Raw genomic sequence first — 20,202 nt, 5'->3', positions numbered from 1 at the left:
GGGGGCAAAGATGCGGGAGCGTGAGGTCATCGCACTGATGCGCGGCGGGCTCGGGGACGGCGAGGGCACGGACGCCGACTTCGATCACTGGCTGGTCCCGGGCACGGACGTGCGCCTCGCGTCGAGTGTGGACCGGGCGGTCCACGGCGACTGTCCTCCCGGCGAGCCCTTGGACATCTGGGCGTACCGAGCGGTCAACGCGGCCCTGTCGGACCTGGCGTGCGCGGGGGTGTCGCAGCCGGCGGTCCAGCTCGACCTCCAGATCCCCCGGAGCGCCGACCCCACCATGGTCGTGGCGATCGCCACCGGAGTACGGCATGCGATCCGGATCAACGGCGCGACCGTGCAGAACGGCTGCAACACCACCTTCGGCCCCACCGCCCTCACCACGTCGGTCAGGGGCGCCGGGCGGAGCTCCGCACTCCCGCCGGGGCGAACCGGAGCGGCTCCGGGAGACCTGGTGGTCGTGTCGCGCCGGCCGGGACGCTTCAACGCGGCGCTCGCCCACCTGAACCGCCCCGCGGGCGACGTGCCACCCGGCTGGCTCGCGTCCGCGCTGCTCGGCGGAGTGCCCGAACTGGAGCTCGGGCGGCTGCTCGTCGAGGGCGCGTCGATCACCGCCGTCATCGACGCCAACGACTGCCTGCTCCTCACCCTGGCCGATCTGGCCAGAGCCTCCGGGGTCGGCATCGACCTCGACGGCTCCGCCCTCGACAGGCTGGGTGAAGGACTTCCCGAAGCCGTGTCCGTCGAGTGCCTGCTGGGGCCGCCCTCCGGCGACCTGTCCCTCGTCATGACCCTTCGTCCGGAACGGTTCGACGAGATCCGGGCCGTCTTCGCGCGGCTGGGCCGCCGCCCCTGGCTCCTGGGCCGCTGCACGACGGCCCGGGGCGAACTGACCCTGGACGGCGGGGGCCCGGTGACGGAGACCGAGGTGGCGCAGCGCAGGTGGTCCCCGTCGACGGCGTTCCACCACCCCCTTCCGTGCCTCCCGGAAGCAGTCGTACGCGGGCAGGGCGAACCCTGCGTCGGGAGGCAGGGGGAATGACGGCCGAGGTGACCCTGGGGGTGTGCGCCCACACCCATGATTCGTCGGCAGCCCTGTTCGTCGCCGGCAGCCTGATCGGCTTCCTGGAGGAGGACCGGCTGGTCGACGACAAGCACACCCGGGCGTTCCCCGGCGAAGCGGTCCGCCTGCTTCTGGCGGAAGCGGGGCTCGGACCCGAGGAAGTGACCGCCGTCGGATACACCTTCGACAGCTCCCTCTACCGCCTCGGCAGGGAGAGGGCCGTGCGCAGGGCAGGGGACCCCGAACGCCGTCGCCGGGCCGTGCGCTCGTACGACTCCATCGCCGCGGCGCACGCCGCGACGCTCGGACGGCTGGCCGCCGAGTTCCCGTGCGCGGCGATCACGGAGGTGCCCCACCACCGGGCCCATGCCTTCTCGGCGCTGGCGCCGCAGGGCTGGCACGATCGCGACGTGCTGGTCGTCGACAGCATCGGAGAGGCCGCGACCACCTCGCTGGGCGGCTGGAACCGTGCGGCCCGCTCTCTCGATCTGCACGCCCTGACGTTCGACACGGACTCCCTCGGCTACGTGTACGGGGCGCTCACGGACCACCTGGGCTTCCGGATGCGGGACGAGGAGGGCACGGTCATGGCGCTCGCGGCCTACGGGGACCCGTCGCGGTTCCGGGCACTGCTCGCGCGCACGGTTCCCCTGACACCCCAGGGGTTCCGGGTGAGCACCCGCCTCGTGGGACAACGGGTGTTCGGCGACGGCGGCGACCGGCTGACGGACGCGTTCGTGGGGGCCTCCGTCCCCCGCCGCACACGCGGAGAAGAGCTCACGCAGGACCACGCCGATCTGGCGGCCTCCCTCCAGGAGCGCGTCGAGGAGGTGACCGCGCACCTGGTGGGTCTGCGTCCCGGACCGGGCAGGAGCTGGGCGGTCGCCGGCGGGGTCGCCACCAACTGCGTCGCCGTCGGCAGACTGCGCGACCTTCCGAACGTCGCGGAACTCTTCGTGCCCCCGGCGCCGGGCGATTCCGGAACGTCACTGGGCGCCGCCGTGGCCGTCGTCCTGGAGAGGCAGGGTCTGCTGGCCGAGGTACCCGCGTCGCCGTACTGGGGTGTGGAACCGGCGGTCCCGGAGGCCGAGGAGGTGCGCGCCCTCGGGTTCGAGGCGTCCGGCCCCCACGAGGAACGGGACCTCGCTCACCAGGTGGCCGCGGCCCTGGCCGGGAACGGCATCCTCGGCATCTACCGGGGCGATGCGGAGGCGGGCCCCAGAGCCCTGGGGCATCGGTCCGTCGTCGCCAATCCCCTCTCGCCCGAGGTGCACGAGCGGCTGGCCACCCGGGTCAAGAGGCGCGAGACCTTCAGGCCGTTCGCTCCGATGGTCCTCGCGGACCGAGCGGCCGGGTACTTCGACCTGCGGGGGCGCGAGTCGCCCTACATGAGCCTCGCCGTGGACGCGCGGCAGGAACTCCTCCACCACGCGCCCACGGTGATCCACCGCAACGGCACGGCTCGGGTGCAGACCGTGGCGGCGGGCACGGACGCGTTCCTGGAGGCGCTGCTCCGTCACTACGAACGGTTGACGGGCTCGCCCCTGCTGATCAACACCTCGCTGAACCTGAAGGGCCGCCCCACCGCGGGATCGTGGCAGGCGGCGTTGAGCTGCCTCACCGACATGTCCCTGGACGGCCTCGTGCTCGGGGACCTGTTCGTGACGCGTCGCCCGGAGGATGCGCCGTAGAGAAGCCCGTTCTCCGGCCAGGGCGTGTTGCGCCCTGGCCGTCGGCGCCGGCGCAGGGCGTGAGCGTCACAGGGCGGTGCCGACCGGTCCCGGCGTGGTCTCGGCGATGCTTGCCCGCTTGTACGTGCGCATGAGGACGGCCGTCTCCGTGGCGGTGACCCCGTCCAGGCGCGCGAAGACGCGGGTGGTGAAGGCGTGCAGTTCGCGGGTGTCACGGTGGCTGGAGTAGCCCAGGACGTTGCTCGCGCCCGTGGTGAGGACCAGGTGCCGGACGGCGGGTTCGCGCGCCAGCAGGCGGAGCGCCGGTTCCAGGCCGCGCGGGGCGACGGAGAGCCTGAAGCGGGCCTCCACCGGATAGCCGAGGACGGCCGGGTCCGCGTGCAGCCTCAGGTGCAGGACGTGGGACGCCATCAGGCGGGCGAGCCGGCGGCGGGCCGTGGTCTCGCCCATCTGGAGGGCATGGGCGAGGCGTGTGGTCGACATGCGGGCGTCCGTGCCCAGCAGGGAGACCAGGCGGCGGTCCAGGTCGTCCACGGCCGGCGGGTCCGGCAGGGGTACGCCCTCCGTCATCCGGCGCCGTACGTCCGTCGGCATGTCGTCGTACGGGGCCCAGTCGCTGGCTGTCAGGAGGAGCCGCAGCACCACCTGGGAGCGGATGTCGACGACGCCGTCGAGGCGGCCGATCGCCGAGTCGATCAGGGTGAGCAGCGTGTCGTGGTCAGGAGCGGCGATCTCGGCGTACACCTCCAGATCGCCGGTGGCGACCTCGACCGACCGGGTGTCCGGGCGGCGTGCGAGCGACAGGGCGGTCTCGTGCAGGCGGCCCGGTGCGCACCGTACGGCGATCTCGGCGATCACCCCCTCACCCAGGTATTCAGGCACCAGAGCGGCGGTGAACCGGACCCTCCCGGTCGCGGTGAGCCGCTCCAGGCGGCGGGCCACGGTCCGTTCGTGGACCCCGGCGGACGCGCCGATCTCGGCGAAGGGCGCCCTCGGGTTGCGGTGAAGAGCCCGGAGCACCATGTGGTCCACGGCGTCCAGCGCCAGGGGGGCGGTTGAGGGGGCGGTGGCGGTCATGGGCCCTCCGTCTCGGACGCGGTGCGCCGGGCACCCTACGGCACGTCGGCGGTCGTGCGGACGGATGCCCGATCCCAGCCGGTGGACGCGGGCTGCTGCCAGAATCCGCCGTATCCCCTTCTCCATTGTCTCCTTCCCCCGACTGTGGGCGTGACTCTTGTCGGGTCCGGTGAGCGTTGGCCACATTGTGGTGCGGATCGCGTCGCCCGACGGCCCGGTCGGCCCGGTCGTCCGACGGCCCGACCGACCCGGTCGTCCGGCCGGGTCTCCGCCGCCCCCTTCCGGCCCGCCCGCGAGGGCCCCACTCCTTCCCACAGGTGGTACGTATGACGGACACCGCTGCACCTCCGGCCACACCGAGATCGCCGGTACGCCCTACGCCCGCGGTCGCCGTGCTCGCCTCGGTGATGCTCGTGGAGCTCTCCAGCGGCATCACCCAGGGCTTCCTCTCGCCGATCCTGCGCGGCCTCACGGACACCCTGAAGGTGTCGGCGGCGGACCTGAACTGGATCAGCATCGCCAACCTGCTCTCCAGCGTCGCGTTCACGCCGGTGCTCTCCCGCATGGGAGACCTGTACGGCCACCGCAGGACGCTGCGCTGGAACCTCGCGATCGTCCTGCTCGGCTCCGTCCTTGTCGGCGTCTCCCGCGACTTCTCGACGCTGCTCGCCGGGCAGGTCCTCCAAGGCGCCTTCGCCGGCTTCTTCCCTCTCCTCGTCGGCATCCTGCGCAACCGCTCCGGGCGGGCCGCCGAAAGCCGCAAGGGCATCAGCGTGATGGTCGCCGCGCTCGTCGGCGGCCTGGCCCTGGGACTCGTGACCAGCGGCCTGGTGGCGCGCTCGGTCGACAGTCCGACCGCCGCCCTGTGGGTGCCCGCCGTCGCCACCTCGATCGCCCTCGCCGTCAGCTGGCGCCTGCTGCCGGAGTCGGACCACCGGCCGGGCGGCAGGATCGACTGGACCGGTGGCATCCTGCTCTGCGTCGGGCTCCTCGCCGTGATGCTCGGTCTCGGCCTCGGCGGCACGCCGGGCTGGGAGTGGATCTCCCCGCGCACGCTGGGCTGCCTGATCGGCGGCGCCGTCGTGACGGCGATCTGGGTCCGCGTCGAGCTGAGGACCGACGACCCGATGATCGACGTCCGGATGTTCCGCCGCCGCAACGTCGCCGTGGTCTCCCTCGTGACGATCACCTTCACCTTCTGCATGCTGGGCCTCCAGGTCGCCAACCCCGTGTTCCTCGGCACCAGCACCGCTCGCGACGGTTACGGACCCGGCCTCGACCCCTTCGCCATCGCCCTGGCCATGCTGCCCAACCTGCTGGCCCTCGCCGCGGGTGCGCTCGCCGCCCCCGCGGTGGCCCGGGCGCTGTCCGACCGGCTCACGCTCGTGTGCGGCTGTCTCCTGATGGCCTTCGGGTACGTCGTCTCCGCCCTGTGCCACACCGATCTCGCCGGCTTTCTCGCCGGCACGGCGGTGGCCGGGCTCGGCACCGGCTTCATGCAGCACTCCACCCGCACCCTCGCGGTCGAGTCCGTACCGCACGACCGCACCGCCGTCGGGTCCGGCATCAACGAACTGCTCATCAACGTCGGCGGATCCCTCGGCGCCGCGGCCGTCCTCACGGTCTTCGCCCACCACACCGCCGCCGGCCGGCCGCTGCCCGCGCTCGGCGCCTACACCACCTCATGGACCCTGTGTGCGGTCGTCTCCGTCGCCGGCGCCGCACTCGCCCTGCTGTACCGCACGAACCAGCCCGCGAAGGACCACGCATGACCGCCACCACACTGCGAGAACGGACCCGTGCCGTCCTCGAAGCCCGCCGGGACGAACTCCGCGGCCTCAGCCACGCCCTGCACGCCGACCCCGAACTCGCCTACGAGGAGCACCGGTCGGCCCGGCGCATCGCCGACCTCGTCGAGGCCGCGGGCTTCGACACCGAGCGCGGTGCGTACGGCCTGCCGACCGCGTTGCGGGCGACCGCGGGCACCGGCGAGCTGGTGATCGGCATCTGCGCCGAGTACGACGCCCTGCCCGGCATCGGCCACGCCTGCGGGCACAACGTCAACGGCGCCGCCGCGGTGGCCACCGCCCTCGCCCTCGCCCCGTACGCCGACGACCTCGGCATCACCGTGAAGCTGCTGGGCACCCCTGCCGAGGAGTCCGGCGGCGGAAAGGTGGACATGCTGCGGGCCGGCGCCTTCGACGACGTGGCGGCAGCGATGATGGTCCACGCCGCCCCGCAGGACGCCGTGGGTATGACCTCCCAGGCCATCGGCAGCTGGAAGGTCGGCTACACGGGCCGCGCCGCCCACGCCGCGGCCATGCCCGACCGCGGGATCAACGCGGCCGACGCGATGATGATCGCTCAGGTCGCCATCGCCGCCCACCGCCAGCAGATGCTGCCGGGGGCGGTGGTCTCCGGCGTCGTCACCCACGGCGGGGACGCCGCCAACGTCATCCCCGACCGTGTCACCGCTGACTACGACTGCCGTGCCGGCACCCTGGAGGAGCTCCGTACGCTGCAGGCCCGCATCCGTGCCTGCTTCCGGGCCGGTGCGATGGCGACGGGTGCCGAGCTCGCGATGGAAGCGGTCGGCAACGACTACGCGGACCTGCGCCAGGACCTCGCCATCGCCCGCCGCTACCTGGAGGCCGCCCGGGACCTCGGACGGGTGGTCCAGGACGTCGACCCCACCCTGCGCGGCGGATCGACGGACATGGGCAACGTCTCGCACCTCGTGCCCACCATCCACCCCATGATCGGCTACGACTGCGGGGGCGCGATCATGCACAACCCGGAGTTCACCCGGTACGGCACCACGCCGCAGGCCGACCTGGCTCTGCTCGAGGGCGGCCTGGCCATGGCGTGGACCGCCATCGACCTCGCCGCCGACGACGCCCACCGCACCTCCCTGCTCACCCGCCTGACCACCCGGAACCCCGCCACCCCTCACTGACGTGGTTCGACGCAAGTCGTCCCCGCCGCGCTCAGCACGGCGGGGACGAGCCCGTCACGGTGGCCTCGGCGGGCCGGCGATCCAGCCGAGTTCGTAGGCGCGCCAGCCCAGTTGGATCCTGGTGGTGCCGCCCGCCAGGTTCATCATTCCTCTCACTCGTCGCTTCACGGTACGCAGACCCATCCGCAACTGCTTCGCGATGCTCGTGTCCGTCATTCCGACCAGGAGCAGGGCGAGGATCTGGAGGTCGGTCGCATCGGGTCCGGCGGGTTCGACGGGTTCGTCCTCGATCAGCTTTCCGCCCCCGCCGAGCTGCAGCGGCAGCGCGCTCCTCCACACCCGCTCGAACAGATCCATCAGCAGGTCCAGAACCCCGCTCGCGTGGATCACCAGAGCGGCGGGCTCGGAGCCGTGGTCACCGAGCGGCACCATCGCCAGCGTGCGGTCGGCCACCACCAGCTTCGTCGGAACCCTCTCGACCAGCCGGACCTCCTGCCGGCGCCCGAGCCCCACGACGAGTTCGGAAAGCTGGCCCGGCAGCACCAGAGCGCCGCGCTCGAGCACCACCCGATAGGCGACTCCCCGGGCCACGGCCTCGCCCTCGACCGGGTTGTCCATCGGCGCGACGGCGACCGGCGTGCCGGTGACCAGCACGCACAGCTCCTCCACCGCCCCCATCTGCAACTGGAGGAAGCGGTGCGAGACAGCGGTCGCTCCTGTCACCACCTCCACGAGGTCGTGCACCGCGGGCCGCGCGGCCTCGAACCGGTAGGCGTCCGCCAGCAGCGCCGCCGCCCGTTCGACCTCGTCCAGCACGTGTCGCTGCCGGGTGAGCAGCGCGCCCAGGGCGACCCCGGGCGGAGCCGCCACCCAACGCCCCGCGGCGGCGTCGGGCTGTGCCGCGAGGCCTCGCTCCTCGAGGTGGCGCAGCACGGCAGCCACCGAGGTCTCGGCGAGCGCGAGCCGACGGGCGAGTTCGGGCACGTCAGCGCCGCCGAGCCGAACGAGGCTGCGGTACGCCTCCTCCTGCGTGTCGTCGAGTCCCACTGCTCCGAGCACTCTGCCCCCCTTTCGGAGGGTGTCCTTCCACCGTCCCCCTGGCGGGAAACGGCCGCGGCACCTTCCCGCCCGCGAACGCTGTTCCGCACCGCTCGTCCCCTTTGCCAAGGTGTCGCCACCGCAGCAGCAACGACCAAGGGAGAACGATGCGCCCGAAACCACGTACGGCTCTGGGAGCGGCGACCGCCGCCGTCCTGGCCGTCACCGCGCTGACGCCGTCAGCGGCCGCCGAGCCGCAGGAAGGCGCCCCCGGCGACAGACCGCTCGTCGGTACGCAGGCGGCGACCGCACAGCACACGGACAGGCCCGTGACGGTCACCCTCGTCACCGGGGACCGGGTCCTGGTGACCACGGGCCACTCGGGTCGCGCCTCCGCGACGGCACTGCCGCGCGACGACGGCAGCGTCCCCCTGCTCGAGACCCGCCGCTCCGGCAAGGACTTGTACGTCTACCCCGAGGGCGCCGCCGAGCCGCTCGCCGCGGACCGCGTCGACGAGGAACTCTTCAACGTCACGGGTCTGATCCGGCAGGGGTACGACGACTCCCGCACCTCGGCCCTGCCCCTGATCGCGGTCTACGACTCGTCCGTCGACGTGACCCGGGCCGTCCCGGCCTCCCCACGCGGCGCGGCCCGCGGCCAGGTCCTCAGGGCTGTCGACGGCGTGGCGCTCAAGGCCGACAAGAAGAACGCGGCCGCCTTCTGGGCCGACATCACCTCGCGCCGCTCCCGATCCGGCGCCGACGTCCGGAAGCTCTGGCTGGACCGTAAGGTTCAGGCCACGCTGGAGCGTTCGACGAAGCAGGTCCACGCGCCCGAGGCCTGGGCCGCCGGCTTCGACGGCAAGGGGACCAAGGTCGCCGTCCTCGACACCGGCGCCGACGTCGAGCACCCCGACCTCAAGGGCCGGGTCGTCGCCTCGGAGAACTTCACCGACTCCGACACCACCGACGACCGCCAGGGCCACGGCACCCACACCATCTCCACCGTCGGCGGCTCCGGCGCGGCGAGCGGCGGCGCGAAGAAGGGCGTCGCACCGGGCGCGGACCTCCTCAACGGCAAGGTCCTGAACGACTCCGGCTCCGGCGCCACGTCCTGGATCATCGCCGGCATGGAGTGGGCCGTCGCCCAGGGCGCCGACGTCGTCTCCATGAGCCTGGGCAACCCCGCCGAAACCGACTGCACCGACCCCATGAGCATCGCCGCCGAGGAACTCGCCCAGAACCAGGGCACCCTGTTCGTCGTCGCCGCCGGGAACACCGGACCCTCGCTCAACACGGTCTCCTCGCCGGGCTGCGCGCCCAGCGTCCTCACCGTCGGCGCCACCGACCGCGACGACTCCACCGCCTCCTTCTCCAGCCGCGGCCCGACCACACTGAGCCACACCCTCAAGCCGGAGATCGCCGCCCCGGGCGTCGGCATATCCGCCGCGGCGGCCGGCGGCCGGGGCGTGTACGCCTACCAGGCCATGTCCGGTACGTCGATGGCCACCCCGCACGTCGCCGGCGCCGCCGCCATCGTCAAACAGCGACACCCCGACTGGACCGCCCAGCAGATCAAGGCCGCGCTCGTCTCCTCCGCCCACAGCGCCGTCCCCGGCGACGTCCGCGAGACCGGCGCAGGCCGGCTCGACGTCAAGGCCGCCATCGACCAGACGGTCCTCGGCGCCGACGCCGTCCAGGGCGGCACCTTCAACTGGCCCCAGCACAACAGCGACCGCACCACGGTCCCCGTCCCCTACACCAACACCACCGCCAAGGCCCTCACCCTGACACTCGCCGTCGACAAGGTCACCGGCAACGACGGCTCGCACATACGGTCCACCGTCGCCCGGCTCGGCACACGCACCGTCACCGTCCCGGCAGGCGCCACCGTCCAGGTCCCGCTCCACCTGGACCCCACCGCCCACCTGGAGCGCGCCCAGTACGGCGACGTCACCGGCCGCGTCCTCGCCACCGGCCCCGACGGCCTCCACGTCTCCACACCCTTCTCCCTCTACGTCCAGCCCGAGACCGTCACCCTGCGCGTCAAGACCGTGGACCGACTCGGCCGGCCGGCAGCAGGCGCCTCCGCACTGGACGTCGTCAGCACCGACACCGCCACCGGCGAGCGCCGCTACAACGGCGGCGCGGCGGAGCAGACGTACCGGCTCCGCGTCGGCAGCTACTTCCTGTCCGGCTACGTCGTCACCCCCGACGCCGGCGAGGGTGCCGGGCTCGTCGACTCGATCACGTACCTGGGCCGCCCGCAGATCGAGCTGACGAAGGACACCACCGTCGTCCTCGACGCCCGCCGGGCGCACCGGCTGCGACTGCGCACCGACCGCACGACCGAAGTGCGCAGCGCGGTGCTGAGTTTCGCGCGGTCCTGGGACGACACCTGGGGGCACTCCGGGACGTTCTCCGGCAGCCGTACCGTTCGCGGTTACTACGCCTCCGTCGAAGGCGAGGCGAGCGACGGGGACTTCGAGTTCACCAGCTACTGGCGGGCCGCGGCGCCACAGATCTCCGAGTTCGCCGTCGTCGGGGGCGAGGGACTGCACCCCGTCACCGCGTCGACGGGTTCGGTCAACCTCGACGGAACGGGCCGGGCACCTCTCGTCGATGCCAAGTCCGGAACGGCCGAGGAGCTCGCGGCCGCCGGTGTCCAGGGCAGGATCGCCCTGGTTCGTGTCGCGGACGGCGCGGCGAGCGTCGCCCGGCACGTCCGCGACGCCAAGGCCGCGGGTGCCAAGGCCGTCCTCGCCTACCACACCGCCCCCGGCCGCTGGCTGCCCACCATCGGCACCGGCGCCGAACTCCCGGCTCTCGCCGTCGAGTCCGCCGAGGCCAGGGCGTTGCTGGACCGGCTGGCGACCGGCGAGGTCACCCTCTCCTGGAAGGCCACGGCGAAGAGCCCGTACACGTACACCCTCGCGTTCCCGCACCGCGGCGAGATCGACGAGGACCGCACGTACCGCGTCGACGACGACCGCCTCGGCCGGAGCACGTCCACGTACCACTCCATGGGCGTCGCCACCGACTACATCGACGCCGTGTTGGCCGGCCGGCCGGACGGCTCGCGGGTACTGGTGCCCTTCGACAGCGTCGCGGTGCCCGGCACCCGGGCCGATCTCTTCACCCCCGGCGACACCACCTGGCAGCGCTACCTCTCCAGCAGCTTCCCCTGGGGCGAGTCCATGGTGGCCGCACCGCGCGCGTACACGACGGGCGAGCGGCGCACCGAGGAGTGGTACGACGGCGTCATCGCCCCGCGCGCGCCGATCGACGTCACAGGAAAGCCCCGTCTGGCCGCCGAACGCCAGGGCGACCTGATCGGATTCGCCTCCGCGATGTGGGGCGACGGCACTCACTACGGCGAGGCCGGATCGTTCGGGGACATCGGCAACCTCACACTGCGCCGCGACGGAGAGCAGCTCGGCAGATCCGTCTACCCCTACGGGGTCTTCGACGTCCCGGCACAGGAAGGCACGTACGAGCTCGAGCAGTTCATCCAGAAGATCAGTGCGCCGGCCAAGGTCTGGCAGCGGTCGACCGCGGTCGACACCGTCTGGCGGTTCCGCTCCGCACGTGACGAGAGCGTCTACTCCCAGCCCGTCCCGATCCTCTTCCCCCGCTACGGGCTGCCCGAGGACGGTGCCAAGACCCTCGCCGCGAAGGCCGGTCAGAGGATCACCCTGACCGCGACCGGTCATGGCGGCTACACCCCAGCCGCTCTCGCCTCCGCCGCGCTGTCGTACTCGTACGACGGCGGCGCGACCTGGACCGCTGCCCCGGTCACCCGGCACGACGGCCGGTGGACCGCGACCGTGGACCACGCGGCCGCCTCCGGCCGACAGGTCACCCTGCGTGCCGAACTGACCGACGCGAACGGCAACTCCGTCCGCCAGACGGTCACCCGCGCCTACGACGTCCGCTGACCCCGAGGCCCCGCAGGACGTCCCCCACAACGGACGGACGTTCCGCGGGGCCACAGCCGCCCGATGGCTGGAGGCGGCCGCATGCGCCCGTACGGCGAGCGGCGGAGCCCACCCGGGTCAGCCCAGGAAGCTCAGCCGCACCTGGCGCTCCGGGTTGTCCTTGTTCGTGTCCACCAGGCAGATCGACTGCCAGGTGCCCAGTTCCAGGCGTCCTGCGATCACCGGGAGCGTCACGTGGGGTGGGACCAGGGCCGGGAGGACGTGGTCGCGGCCGTGGCCCGGGGAGCCGTGGCGGTGCTGCCAGCGGTCGTCGGCCGGAAGGAGGTGGTGGAGCGCCGTCAGGAGGTCGCTGTCACTGCCCGCGCCCGTTTCGAGGATGGCCAGGCCGGCCGTGGCGTGGGGGACGAAGAGGTTGAGGAGGCCGTCGCTGGCCGGTGCCGTCTGCGTGAGGAAGTCCGCACAGGCCTTGGTGAGGTCGGTGACCGTCTCCGCAGAGCCGGTGGTGAGCGTGAGCACACGGGTGGTGAAGGTGGACATGAGGCCATCCTGCCGGTCACCGGGCGGGATCGCGCCTCCACGCTCCGCGGGGCAGGACGGGAAGATCCCGGGCCGCTCCTCGGTTGGTGGAATCGTGAACGATTTCGGGGTTGAGAGCAGCGGGCAGGACGTGCGGGACATCGACGTGGTCGTGATCGGCGCCGGGCAGGCGGGGCTCTCCGCCGCCTATCACCTGCGCCGCACGGGCCTCGCGCCCGATCGCGACTTCGTCGTCCTCGACCACGCCCCGCGCCCCGGCGGCGCGTGGCAGTTCCGCTGGCCCTCGCTCACGTACGGCAAGGTGCACGGGATGCACGCGCTGCCCGGGATGGAGCTGACAGGCGCGGACGGGCGCCGGCCCTCGTCCGAGGTGATCGGCGAGTACTTCACGGCGTACGAGGAGCGTTTCGACCTGCGCGTCCACCGGCCGGTGGAGGTGAGCGCCGTCCGCGAGGGCGAGGGCGGGCGGCTGCTCGTGGAGACCTCGGAGGGGACGTACGCGACCCGTGCACTGATCAACGCGACCGGCACCTGGGACCGGCCCTTCTGGCCGCGCTACCAGGGCCAGGAGACCTTCCGGGGGCGTCAGCTGCACACCGTGGACTACCCCGGCCCCGAGGAGTTCGCGGGTCTGCGGGTGATCGTGGTCGGCGGCGGGGCCTCGGGTACGCAGCACCTGATGGAGATCGCCGAGGTCGCGGCCGGGACGACCTGGGTGACCCGGCGCGAGCCCGTCTACCGCGAGGGGCCGTTCGGCGAGATGCAGGGCCGGGCGGCGGTCGCGCTGGTCGAGGAGCGGGTACGGCGCGGGCTGCCGCCGCAGAGCGTCGTCTCCGTCACCGGGCTCCCGCTCACCGACGCGATCCGCGACGCACGGGAGCGCGGCGTCCTGGACCGCAACCCCATGTTCGACCGGATCACGCCGACCGGCGTGGCCTGGGCCGACGGCCGGACCGTCGACGCCGATGTGATCCTCTGGGCGACCGGCTTCCGCGCCGCCATCGACCACCTCGCCCCGCTCAGGCTCCGCGAGCCGGGCGGCGGTATCCGGGTGGAGGGCACGCGGGCGGTACGGGACGAGCGCGTCCACCTCGTCGGATACGGGCCCTCGGCCTCGACGATCGGCGCCAACCGGGCCGGGCGCGCCGCCGTCAGCGAGATCCGCCGCCTCCTGGAGCGAGAGCCCGTCGCGGCCTCGTAGGCCGGCAGGGCCGCGACGGAGAAGCGAGGTCAGCCGGCCGTGGCCGCGCGGCGGACGGCGTTGAACTCCTCTACGTTCGCCTGGTGTTCGGCGTAGTCGGCGGTGAACCGGGTGTCCCCCGGCTTCACGGTCACGAAGTACAGCCAGTCGCCCTCGGCGGGCCGGGTCGCCGCCGCCATCGCCTGCTCGCCCGGATTGCCGATCGGGGTGGGCGGCAGACCGGGGCGCTCGTAGGTGTTGAACGGGCTGTCGATCTTGGTGTCGGCGTGGCTGGTGTCGACGGTGGAGCGCCCCATGGCGTAGTTCAGCGTGGAGTCCATCTGAAGCGCCATGCCCCGGGCGAGCCGGTTGTAGACGACGCGGGCGACCTTGCTCATGTCCTCGCCGGTGTCGGCCTCCGCCTGCACGATGCTGGCGATGATCACCGTCTGGTGCACGCTGACCTTGTTGCGCTGGGCCCCCGCGGCGATGTGGTCGGCGCCGAAGCGCTTCCCCGCCGTCTGGACCATGTACCGCAGCAGGCTCTCCGGGGTGGTCGCGGCGGCCACCGGGTACGTCGCCGGGAAGAGGTACCCCTCGGGGTTCCCCCGGGCGGCGGCCGGCAGCCCGAGGGCCGTGGCCGGGGCGTCCGCGACGCCGCGGGTGGTGCCCTCGGCGAGGCCGAGGGAGCGGTCGACCGCCGCGTACACCTGGCCGGCCCGCCAGCCTTCCGGGACGAGCAGGGTCCGCTGCTTCTCGGGTACGGGGACGGGAGCACGCTCGTCCTCACCGAAGAGCAGCACCAGGGGGATGGTGATCGCCGCGGCCAGGGCGATGCCCGCCCCGAAGAGCACGGCGAACCGGCCGAGCCGGGTGAGCCGGGGACGGCGGCGACGGTGTTCGGGCTGCCAGGTCCGGTGCGTCATGGTCGCACGCTAACCCGCGCCGCGGCCGAAACCGGGGATCCGCACATGCGGCGGCGCCGCCGGTCCCCTGGGACGGGGGACCGACGGCGTCGCTTTCCTGCCGGGCGTGAGGGTCAGACAAGCCAGCCCAGGAAGTGGAAGACGCCGGCGAGCAGGTTGGTGATGACGTTCATGGTGGTGCGTTCTCCTTGTGCAGGTACAGCGTGGGACGTCTGTACGACATCCGCGGGACAGTGCGCGGTGACGGTCTGCAGCCCGTCGCTTGCGCACCGTAATCATCAGCTGTCACACGGGAGTTGAGCAACGGAATCGGGAACGATCACACGTTCTGGGGAACAACCGCTCCCGCGTTCGTGTGTTCGTCGCGGCGCACGAGGGCCGCGTACCGGCCGTCGCGGGCGAGGAGTTCCTCGTGGGTGCCGCGCTCGGCGATCCGGCCGGCTTCGAGGACCATGATCTGGTCCGCGTCCCGGACGGTGGAGAGCCGGTGGGCGATGGTGATGGTGGTCCGTCCGGCGGAGAGGGCGTCTATCGCCTGCTGCACCGCGTGTTCGGTACGGGTGTCCAGCGCGCTGGTCGCCTCGTCGAGGATGAGCACCGGCGGGTCGCGCAGGATGGTCCGCGCGATGGCGAGGCGCTGCTTCTCACCACCCGAGAAGCGGTAGCCGCGCTCGCCGACGAGGGTGTCGTACCCCTCGGGCAGGCCGGCGATGTGATCGTCGATCTGCGCGGCGCGGGCGGCGGCCCGGATCTCCTCGTCCGTGGCGTCGGGCTTGGCGAAGCGCAGGTTGTCGGCGACGGAGGCATGGAAGAGGTACGTCTCCTGGGAGACCACGCCGACGGCCCGGGCGAGGCTGTCGAAGTCGAGGTCGCGGACGTCGACGCCGTCGATCAGGACCCTGCCGCCGGTCACGTCGTAGAGCCGGGGCACCAGATAGCTGAGCGTGGACTTGCCGGAGCCGGTGGGTCCGACGACGGCGAGACTGCCGCCGGCCGGGACGGTCAGGTCGATGGAGTCGAGCGTCGGACGGCCGCGGCCCTCGGGGTCGTAGCGGAAGTCCACGTTCTCGAACGTCACCTCGCCGCTGATCTTCTCCAGCCGGACCGGGTTCGCGGGTTCGGTGATGTCAACGGGGAGGTCGAGGTACTCGAAGATCCGCTGGAAAAGGGCGAGAGAGGTCTGCATCTGGACGCCGGTGGACAGCAGGCTCACAGCCGGCCGGAACAGGCCCTGCTGGAGCGAGACGAAGGCGACGAGCGTGCCCAGCGAGATGGCCGGGCCTCCGGCCTGGAGGGCGAAGCCCGCGGCCCAGTAGATCAGCGCGGGCATGGCGGCCATGACGATGCCTATCGTCGACATCCGCCAGCGTCCGGCCATGGAGGAGCGCACTTCGAGGTCGACGAGGCGCTCGGACTCCTCGGCGAAGGACTTGGTCAGCGAGTCGGAGCGGCCCATGGTGCGGCCGAGCAGGATGCCGCTGACGGAGAGCGACTCGGTGACGGTCGCGGCCATGACGGCCATCTGCTTCTGCCGCTGGGTGGTGATCTTCTTGCGCTCGCGGCCGACGCGGCGGCTGATCCAGACGAAGAGCGGCAGCAGGAGCAGCGAGACGACGGTGAGCCGCCAGTCGAGCGCCAGCATCGCGACGACGGTGGCGACGACGGCGGTGAGGTTCGAGACGAGGGAGGTGGCGGTCGAGGTGACCGTCGCCTGCATGCCTCCGATGTCGTTGGCGATCCGGGACTGGACCTCGCCCGTGCGCGTCCGGGTGAAGAAGGCGAGCGGCATCCGCTGCAGCTGGGCGTAGACCGCGGTGCGCAGATCGTGCATCACCCGCTGGCCCACGGTGGTGGAGATGAGGGTCTGGAGCACGCCGAACACGCTCGTCGTCACGGCGGTGACGATCATGCCGAGGGCGAGCAGGCTCAGCAGCCCGGTGCGGCCCTGCGGGATCGCGGTGTCGAGGATCTCCTTGAGGAGGAACGGCGACGCCACCGTCACCAGGGACGAGGCGCCGACGAGCAGGCCGACGACGGCGAGCCGGCCGCGGTAGGGCCGGAAGAGCCGCAGGATGCGCCGCGTCTGCGCGGGCTCCTTCGGCTGCGCGGGATCGCGCGGTGGAGGTGTCCAGTCGGACTCTTCGTGGTGGCGCATGGGCTCCTACGAGGGGTGTGAGGGTCAAATCGATCAGAGCATAGCTCATTGTTACCTATACTCACAATGAACAAGGTCCTGATATTGTTCCCCCATGAACACGCCCGACGCCGACGGCCTTCTCGCCGAGCAGCTGCTGCGCCTGACCCGACGGCTGCAGCGCAGCCAGAAGCGGCTGCTCGAGCCGGTCGGCATCACCCCCGCGCAGTCCCGGCTGCTGCGCACGGTCGCGCACTACGAGCACCCGCCCCGGATGGCCGATCTCGCCGAGCGCCTGGAGGTCGTCCCCCGGGCGGTCACGAGCCTCGTGGACGGTCTGGAGGCCGCCGGACGGGTGCGCCGCGTCCCCGATCCGACGAACAGACGGGTGGTCAGGATCGAGCTCACCGACGACGGACGCGAGACCCTCCGCGCGTTGCGGAGCGCGCGCAGGGCCGCCGCAGAGGACATCCTTGCTCCATTGACCGTCGATCAGCGCGAGGTGCTCGGAGGTCTGCTGTCCGCTCTGGTCGACCACGTGCCGGAGCGCCGCTGCTGACCGCGCGGGCACCGGGACGCCGAGGGGAGCCGTGACATGCCACTGCTGGAGCCGAACCCACGGGCCCTGCGCGCCGGTACGAAGCGGACTCCGGCCCCCGACCGCGTCCCCGCGCTGCAGTCCCGGGGGACGCCGCGCCTGCTGCGGGAGGAACTGGTCGCGCTCCTGGGCCCCGACAAGGTCCTCTCGAAGATCTCCGACCTGGTGCGGTACGCCTCCGACGCGAGCCCCTACCGCTTCGTGCCGCAGGTCGTGGTGGTCGCCCAGGACCTCGACGACATCTCCGCCGTCCTCTCCTTCGCCCACGGCAAGGGCCGCGAGGTCGTCTTCCGGGCGGCGGGGACGAGCCTGAACGGGCAGGCGCAGGGAGAGGACATCCTCGTCGACGTGCGCCGCCACTGGGCGGGGGTCGAGGTCCTCGACGACGGCGCACGCGCCCGGATCCGCCCCGGCACCACCGTCGCCCGCGCCAACGCCGCCCTCGCCCGTCACGGCCGGGTCCTCGGACCCGACCCCGCGAGCGCCGTCGCCTGCACGATCGGCGGGGTCGTCGCCAACAACGCCTCGGGCATGACGGCCGGGACGACCAGGAACTCGTACCGCACGGTCGCCTCCCTCACCTTCGTGCTGCCGAGCGGCACCGTCGTCGACACCGGCGACCCGGGCGCCGACGAGGAGCTCGCTCGCGCCGAGCCCCGGCTGTGCGCCGGGCTGATGGCGCTCAAGGCCGAGATCGAGGCCGATCCGGAGCTGGTCACCCGGATCCGCGCCAAGTACGCCATCAAGAACACCAACGGCTACCGCCTGGACGCCTTCCTCGACGGTGACACGCCGGTGCGGATCCTGCGCGGCCTGATGGTCGGCTCGGAGGGGACGTTCGGCTTCATCTCCGAGGTCGTCTTCGACACGCTGCCGCTGGAGCGGCGCGTCTCCACGGCGCTGCTGTTCTTCCCCTCGCTGCCCGCCGCGGCCGCCGCCGTGCCGCTCTTCAACGAGGCGGGAGCCGTCGCGGTCGAGCTGATGGACGGCAACACGCTGCGCGCCTCGGTCAGCGTCTCCGGGGTCCCCGCGGACTGGGCGGACCTGCCCGGCCGGACGGCGGCGCTGCTCGTGGAGTTCCGCGCCGCGGACACCGCCGCGCAGGAGGGGTACGAGCGGGCGGCCGCCGAGGTCCTGGCAGGGCTCGAGCTCGTCGCGCCGGTCGCCTCGGTGGAGAACGCGTTCACCCGCGACCCGGGCACGATCGCCGGGTACTGGAAGGCCCGCAAGGCGTTCGTGACGGCGGTGGGCGGCTCGCGCCCGTCCGGTACGACTCTGATCACCGAGGACTTCGCCGTACCGCCGGACCGGCTCGCCGAGGCCTGCGCCGACCTTCTCGACCTGCAGTCGCGGCACGGATTCGACGCGGCCGTGGCCGGTCACGCCGCACACGGCAACCTGCACTTCCTGCTGGCCTTCGACGCCGGCGACCCGCGGGACGTGGCGCGGTACGCCGCGTTCATGGACGAGTTCTGCAAGCTGACGGTGGAGCGGTACGACGGCTCGCTCAAGGCCGAGCACGCCACCGGCCGCAACATCGCCCCCTTCCTGGAGCTGGAGTGGGGCGCGACGGCGACGGAACTGATGTGGCGGACCAAGGAGGTCATCGACCCCGACGGGGTGCTCGCGCCCCGGATCGTCCTGGACCGCGACCCGCAGGCCCACCTCCGCGGCCTCAAGACCATCCCGAGGGTGGAGTCGATCGCCGCCCCGTGCATCGAGTGCGGCTTCTGCGAACCGACGTGTCCCAGCCAGGACCTGACGACGACTCCGCGCCAGCGCATCGTCCTGCGCCGCGAGATGATGCGGCAGAGCGACGGTTCCGCGGTGGAGGCGAGCCTGCTGGACGCCTACGGCTACGACGCCGTGGACACGTGCGCCGGCGACTCCACCTGCAAGCTGGCGTGCCCGGTCGGAATCGACACCGGGGCGCTGATGAAGGAGTTCCGCCATCAGCGGCACTCGCCGCGCGAGGAGCGGATCGCGGCCCTGGCGGCCAGGAACTTCCGTGCCGTGGAGGCCTCGGCCCGCCTCGCCGTCGCGGCGGCCGACCGGATCGGCGACCGCGTGCTGAGTGCGGTGACGGGCGCGGCGCGCAAGGCGGTGCGGCCCGATCTCGTACCGGAGTGGATGCCGCAGATCCCGGGCGCGGCCGCCCGGCGTCTTCCTCGTACGCACCGCCCGGCGGCGGTGGCCGTCTACTTCCCGGCCTGTGTGAACCGGATCTTCGGGGCGCCGGACGGCGTGCGGGGGCCCTCCCTCCCCGACGCGATGGTGGCTCTCTCCGGCCGGGCGGGCAGGCCGGTGTGGATCCCGGACGACGTGGCCGGAACGTGCTGCGCCACGATCTGGCGCTCGAAGGGGTACGAGCGCGGCAACGAGGTGATGGCCAACCGGATCGTCGAGGCGGCCTGGGGCTGGACGGCGGGCGGGCGGCTGCCGCTGGTGGTCGACGCGTCCTCCTGCACGCTCGGGATCGCGCACGAGGTGGTGCCCTATCTCACCGACGACAACCGGGAGTTGCACGCGGAGCTGACGGTCGTCGACTCGCTGGTGTGGGCGGCGGACGAGCTGCTGCCCCGGCTCGACGTACGCCGCACGGTGGGCTCGGCGGTGGTGCATCCGACTTGTTCCATGCGGCATCTGGGGGACGAGGAGCACCTGACGGCGCTGGCGGGGGCCTGCGCCGATGAGGTCGTCGTACCCGCCGACGCGGGCTGCTGCGCCTTCGCGGGAGACCGGGGCATGCTCCATCCGGAGCTGACGGATTCGGCCACCGCGCGCGAGGCCGCCGAGGTGACGGCGCGTCCGTTCGACGTGCACCTGTCGGCCAATCGGATGTGTGAGATCGGCATGGAGCGGGCGACGGGCCGGAGCTATCAGTCGGTGCTCCTGGCACTGGAGCGTGCGACACGGCCTGCGTGACAGGGTTCTGACGCGCCGTCTGGCACGACGAGGGTCCCTTACCCCATGTGGGTGAGGGACCCTCGTCGTCCGCATGGTCCGGTGATCCGGAATGGAAGAGTCCAACTACCCGTCACAAGAATCCAATCCGCGC

At 72.4% G+C, this 20,202-nt stretch carries 13 protein-coding genes; 8 read left to right on the top strand and 5 right to left on the bottom strand.

Annotation, left to right across the window (positions count from 1 at the left end; genetic code table 11):
- Positions 1 to 10: 10 nt before the first annotated feature.
- Together ACFVGW_RS20680 and ACFVGW_RS20675 are read left to right on the top strand one after the other, a co-directional pair.
- Positions 11 to 1,048 carry an AIR synthase related protein gene (locus tag ACFVGW_RS20680; protein ID WP_385853002.1) on the top strand — a complete coding sequence of 346 codons (1,038 nt, stop codon included), beginning with the start codon at positions 11 to 13 and terminating at the stop codon, positions 1,046 to 1,048.
- Complete coding sequence (locus ACFVGW_RS20675; protein WP_385853001.1) at positions 1,045 to 2,760, top strand: carbamoyltransferase; 1,716 nt, start codon at positions 1,045 to 1,047, stop codon at positions 2,758 to 2,760. Before ACFVGW_RS20680 ends, ACFVGW_RS20675 begins: the two co-directional genes overlap by 4 nt.
- 66 nt (positions 2,761 to 2,826) lie before the next feature.
- Here ACFVGW_RS20675 and ACFVGW_RS20670 read toward each other — a convergent pair whose 3' ends face one another.
- Positions 2,827 to 3,837 carry an Lrp/AsnC family transcriptional regulator gene (locus tag ACFVGW_RS20670; protein ID WP_385853000.1) on the bottom strand — a complete coding sequence of 337 codons (1,011 nt, stop codon included), beginning with the start codon at positions 3,835 to 3,837 and terminating at the stop codon, positions 2,827 to 2,829.
- A 326-nt stretch (positions 3,838 to 4,163) separates the two neighbouring features.
- On the opposite strand from ACFVGW_RS20670, the gene ACFVGW_RS20665 reads away from it, so the two are divergent.
- Together ACFVGW_RS20665 and ACFVGW_RS20660 are read left to right on the top strand one after the other, a co-directional pair.
- Positions 4,164 to 5,609 (top strand): MFS transporter, encoded by a 1,446-nt coding sequence (locus ACFVGW_RS20665; RefSeq protein ID WP_385852999.1) that lies wholly within the window; start codon positions 4,164 to 4,166, stop codon positions 5,607 to 5,609.
- Complete coding sequence (locus tag ACFVGW_RS20660; RefSeq protein ID WP_385852998.1) at positions 5,606 to 6,793, top strand: M20 family metallopeptidase; 1,188 nt, start codon at positions 5,606 to 5,608, stop codon at positions 6,791 to 6,793. Before ACFVGW_RS20665 ends, ACFVGW_RS20660 begins: the two co-directional genes overlap by 4 nt.
- 54 nt (positions 6,794 to 6,847) lie before the next feature.
- On the opposite strand, the gene ACFVGW_RS20655 is transcribed toward ACFVGW_RS20660, so the two are convergent.
- Positions 6,848 to 7,852 (bottom strand): helix-turn-helix domain-containing protein, encoded by a 1,005-nt coding sequence (locus tag ACFVGW_RS20655; protein ID WP_385852997.1) that lies wholly within the window; start codon positions 7,850 to 7,852, stop codon positions 6,848 to 6,850.
- A gap of 146 nt (positions 7,853 to 7,998) precedes the next feature.
- On the opposite strand from ACFVGW_RS20655, the gene ACFVGW_RS20650 reads away from it, so the two are divergent.
- The gene (locus ACFVGW_RS20650; protein WP_385852996.1) at positions 7,999 to 11,769 is read left to right on the top strand and encodes a S8 family serine peptidase; all 3,771 of its coding nucleotides are present in this window, start codon (positions 7,999 to 8,001) and stop codon (positions 11,767 to 11,769) included.
- Positions 11,770 to 11,886: 117 nt separating this feature from the next.
- Here ACFVGW_RS20650 and ACFVGW_RS20645 read toward each other — a convergent pair whose 3' ends face one another.
- Positions 11,887 to 12,306: a secondary thiamine-phosphate synthase enzyme YjbQ gene (locus ACFVGW_RS20645; protein ID WP_385852995.1), complete on the bottom strand. Its 420-nt coding sequence runs from the start codon at positions 12,304 to 12,306 to the stop codon at positions 11,887 to 11,889.
- A 130-nt stretch (positions 12,307 to 12,436) separates the two neighbouring features.
- On the opposite strand from ACFVGW_RS20645, the gene ACFVGW_RS20640 reads away from it, so the two are divergent.
- Positions 12,437 to 13,507, top strand: a complete 1,071-nt coding sequence (locus tag ACFVGW_RS20640; RefSeq protein WP_385853122.1) for an NAD(P)-binding domain-containing protein — start codon at positions 12,437 to 12,439, stop codon at positions 13,505 to 13,507.
- A 29-nt stretch (positions 13,508 to 13,536) separates the two neighbouring features.
- On the opposite strand, the gene mltG is transcribed toward ACFVGW_RS20640, so the two are convergent.
- Positions 13,537 to 14,412, bottom strand: coding sequence for an endolytic transglycosylase MltG (gene mltG, locus ACFVGW_RS20635; protein WP_385852994.1), 876 nt, complete (start codon positions 14,410 to 14,412; stop codon positions 13,537 to 13,539).
- Between the two features lie 319 nt (positions 14,413 to 14,731).
- Entirely contained in the window at positions 14,732 to 16,567 is a 1,836-nt protein-coding gene (locus tag ACFVGW_RS20630; protein WP_385852993.1) for an ABC transporter ATP-binding protein, read from the bottom strand.
- Between the two features lie 94 nt (positions 16,568 to 16,661).
- On the opposite strand from ACFVGW_RS20630, the gene ACFVGW_RS20625 reads away from it, so the two are divergent.
- Both ACFVGW_RS20625 and ACFVGW_RS20620 read left to right on the top strand, forming a co-directional pair.
- Positions 16,662 to 17,105 carry a MarR family transcriptional regulator gene (locus ACFVGW_RS20625; RefSeq protein WP_352190974.1) on the top strand — a complete coding sequence of 148 codons (444 nt, stop codon included), beginning with the start codon at positions 16,662 to 16,664 and terminating at the stop codon, positions 17,103 to 17,105.
- Positions 17,106 to 17,141: 36 nt separating this feature from the next.
- Positions 17,142 to 20,069, top strand: a complete 2,928-nt coding sequence (locus ACFVGW_RS20620; RefSeq protein WP_385852992.1) for an FAD-binding and (Fe-S)-binding domain-containing protein — start codon at positions 17,142 to 17,144, stop codon at positions 20,067 to 20,069.
- Positions 20,070 to 20,202 lie beyond the last annotated feature (133 nt).

Origin of the sequence: Streptomyces sp. NPDC127129 (genome assembly GCF_042671585.1) — a bacterium.
In the GTDB taxonomy this organism is placed as follows: Bacteria; Actinomycetota; Actinomycetes; order Streptomycetales; family Streptomycetaceae; genus Streptomyces.
The sequence above is the reverse complement of the archived record's forward strand: the minus strand, read 5'-3'. Positions and strand labels throughout refer to the sequence as shown.

What these genes read in the sequence shown, in the direction of transcription:
- ACFVGW_RS20680 (WP_385853002.1), top strand. Translation starts at nt 11, where the DNA reads ATGCGGGAGCGTGAGGTCATCGCACTGATGCGCGGCGGGCTCGGGGAC.
- ACFVGW_RS20675 (WP_385853001.1), top strand. Translation starts at nt 1,045, where the DNA reads ATGACGGCCGAGGTGACCCTGGGGGTGTGCGCCCACACCCATGATTCG.
- ACFVGW_RS20670 (WP_385853000.1), bottom strand. Translation starts at nt 3,837, where the DNA reads ATGACCGCCACCGCCCCCTCAACCGCCCCCCTGGCGCTGGACGCCGTG.
- ACFVGW_RS20665 (WP_385852999.1), top strand. Translation starts at nt 4,164, where the DNA reads ATGACGGACACCGCTGCACCTCCGGCCACACCGAGATCGCCGGTACGC.
- ACFVGW_RS20660 (WP_385852998.1), top strand. Translation starts at nt 5,606, where the DNA reads ATGACCGCCACCACACTGCGAGAACGGACCCGTGCCGTCCTCGAAGCC.
- ACFVGW_RS20650 (WP_385852996.1), top strand. Translation starts at nt 7,999, where the DNA reads ATGCGCCCGAAACCACGTACGGCTCTGGGAGCGGCGACCGCCGCCGTC.
- ACFVGW_RS20645 (WP_385852995.1), bottom strand. Translation starts at nt 12,306, where the DNA reads ATGTCCACCTTCACCACCCGTGTGCTCACGCTCACCACCGGCTCTGCG.
- mltG (WP_385852994.1), bottom strand. Translation starts at nt 14,412, where the DNA reads ATGACGCACCGGACCTGGCAGCCCGAACACCGTCGCCGCCGTCCCCGG.
- ACFVGW_RS20630 (WP_385852993.1), bottom strand. Translation starts at nt 16,567, where the DNA reads ATGCGCCACCACGAAGAGTCCGACTGGACACCTCCACCGCGCGATCCC.
- ACFVGW_RS20625 (WP_352190974.1), top strand. Translation starts at nt 16,662, where the DNA reads ATGAACACGCCCGACGCCGACGGCCTTCTCGCCGAGCAGCTGCTGCGC.
- ACFVGW_RS20620 (WP_385852992.1), top strand. Translation starts at nt 17,142, where the DNA reads ATGCCACTGCTGGAGCCGAACCCACGGGCCCTGCGCGCCGGTACGAAG.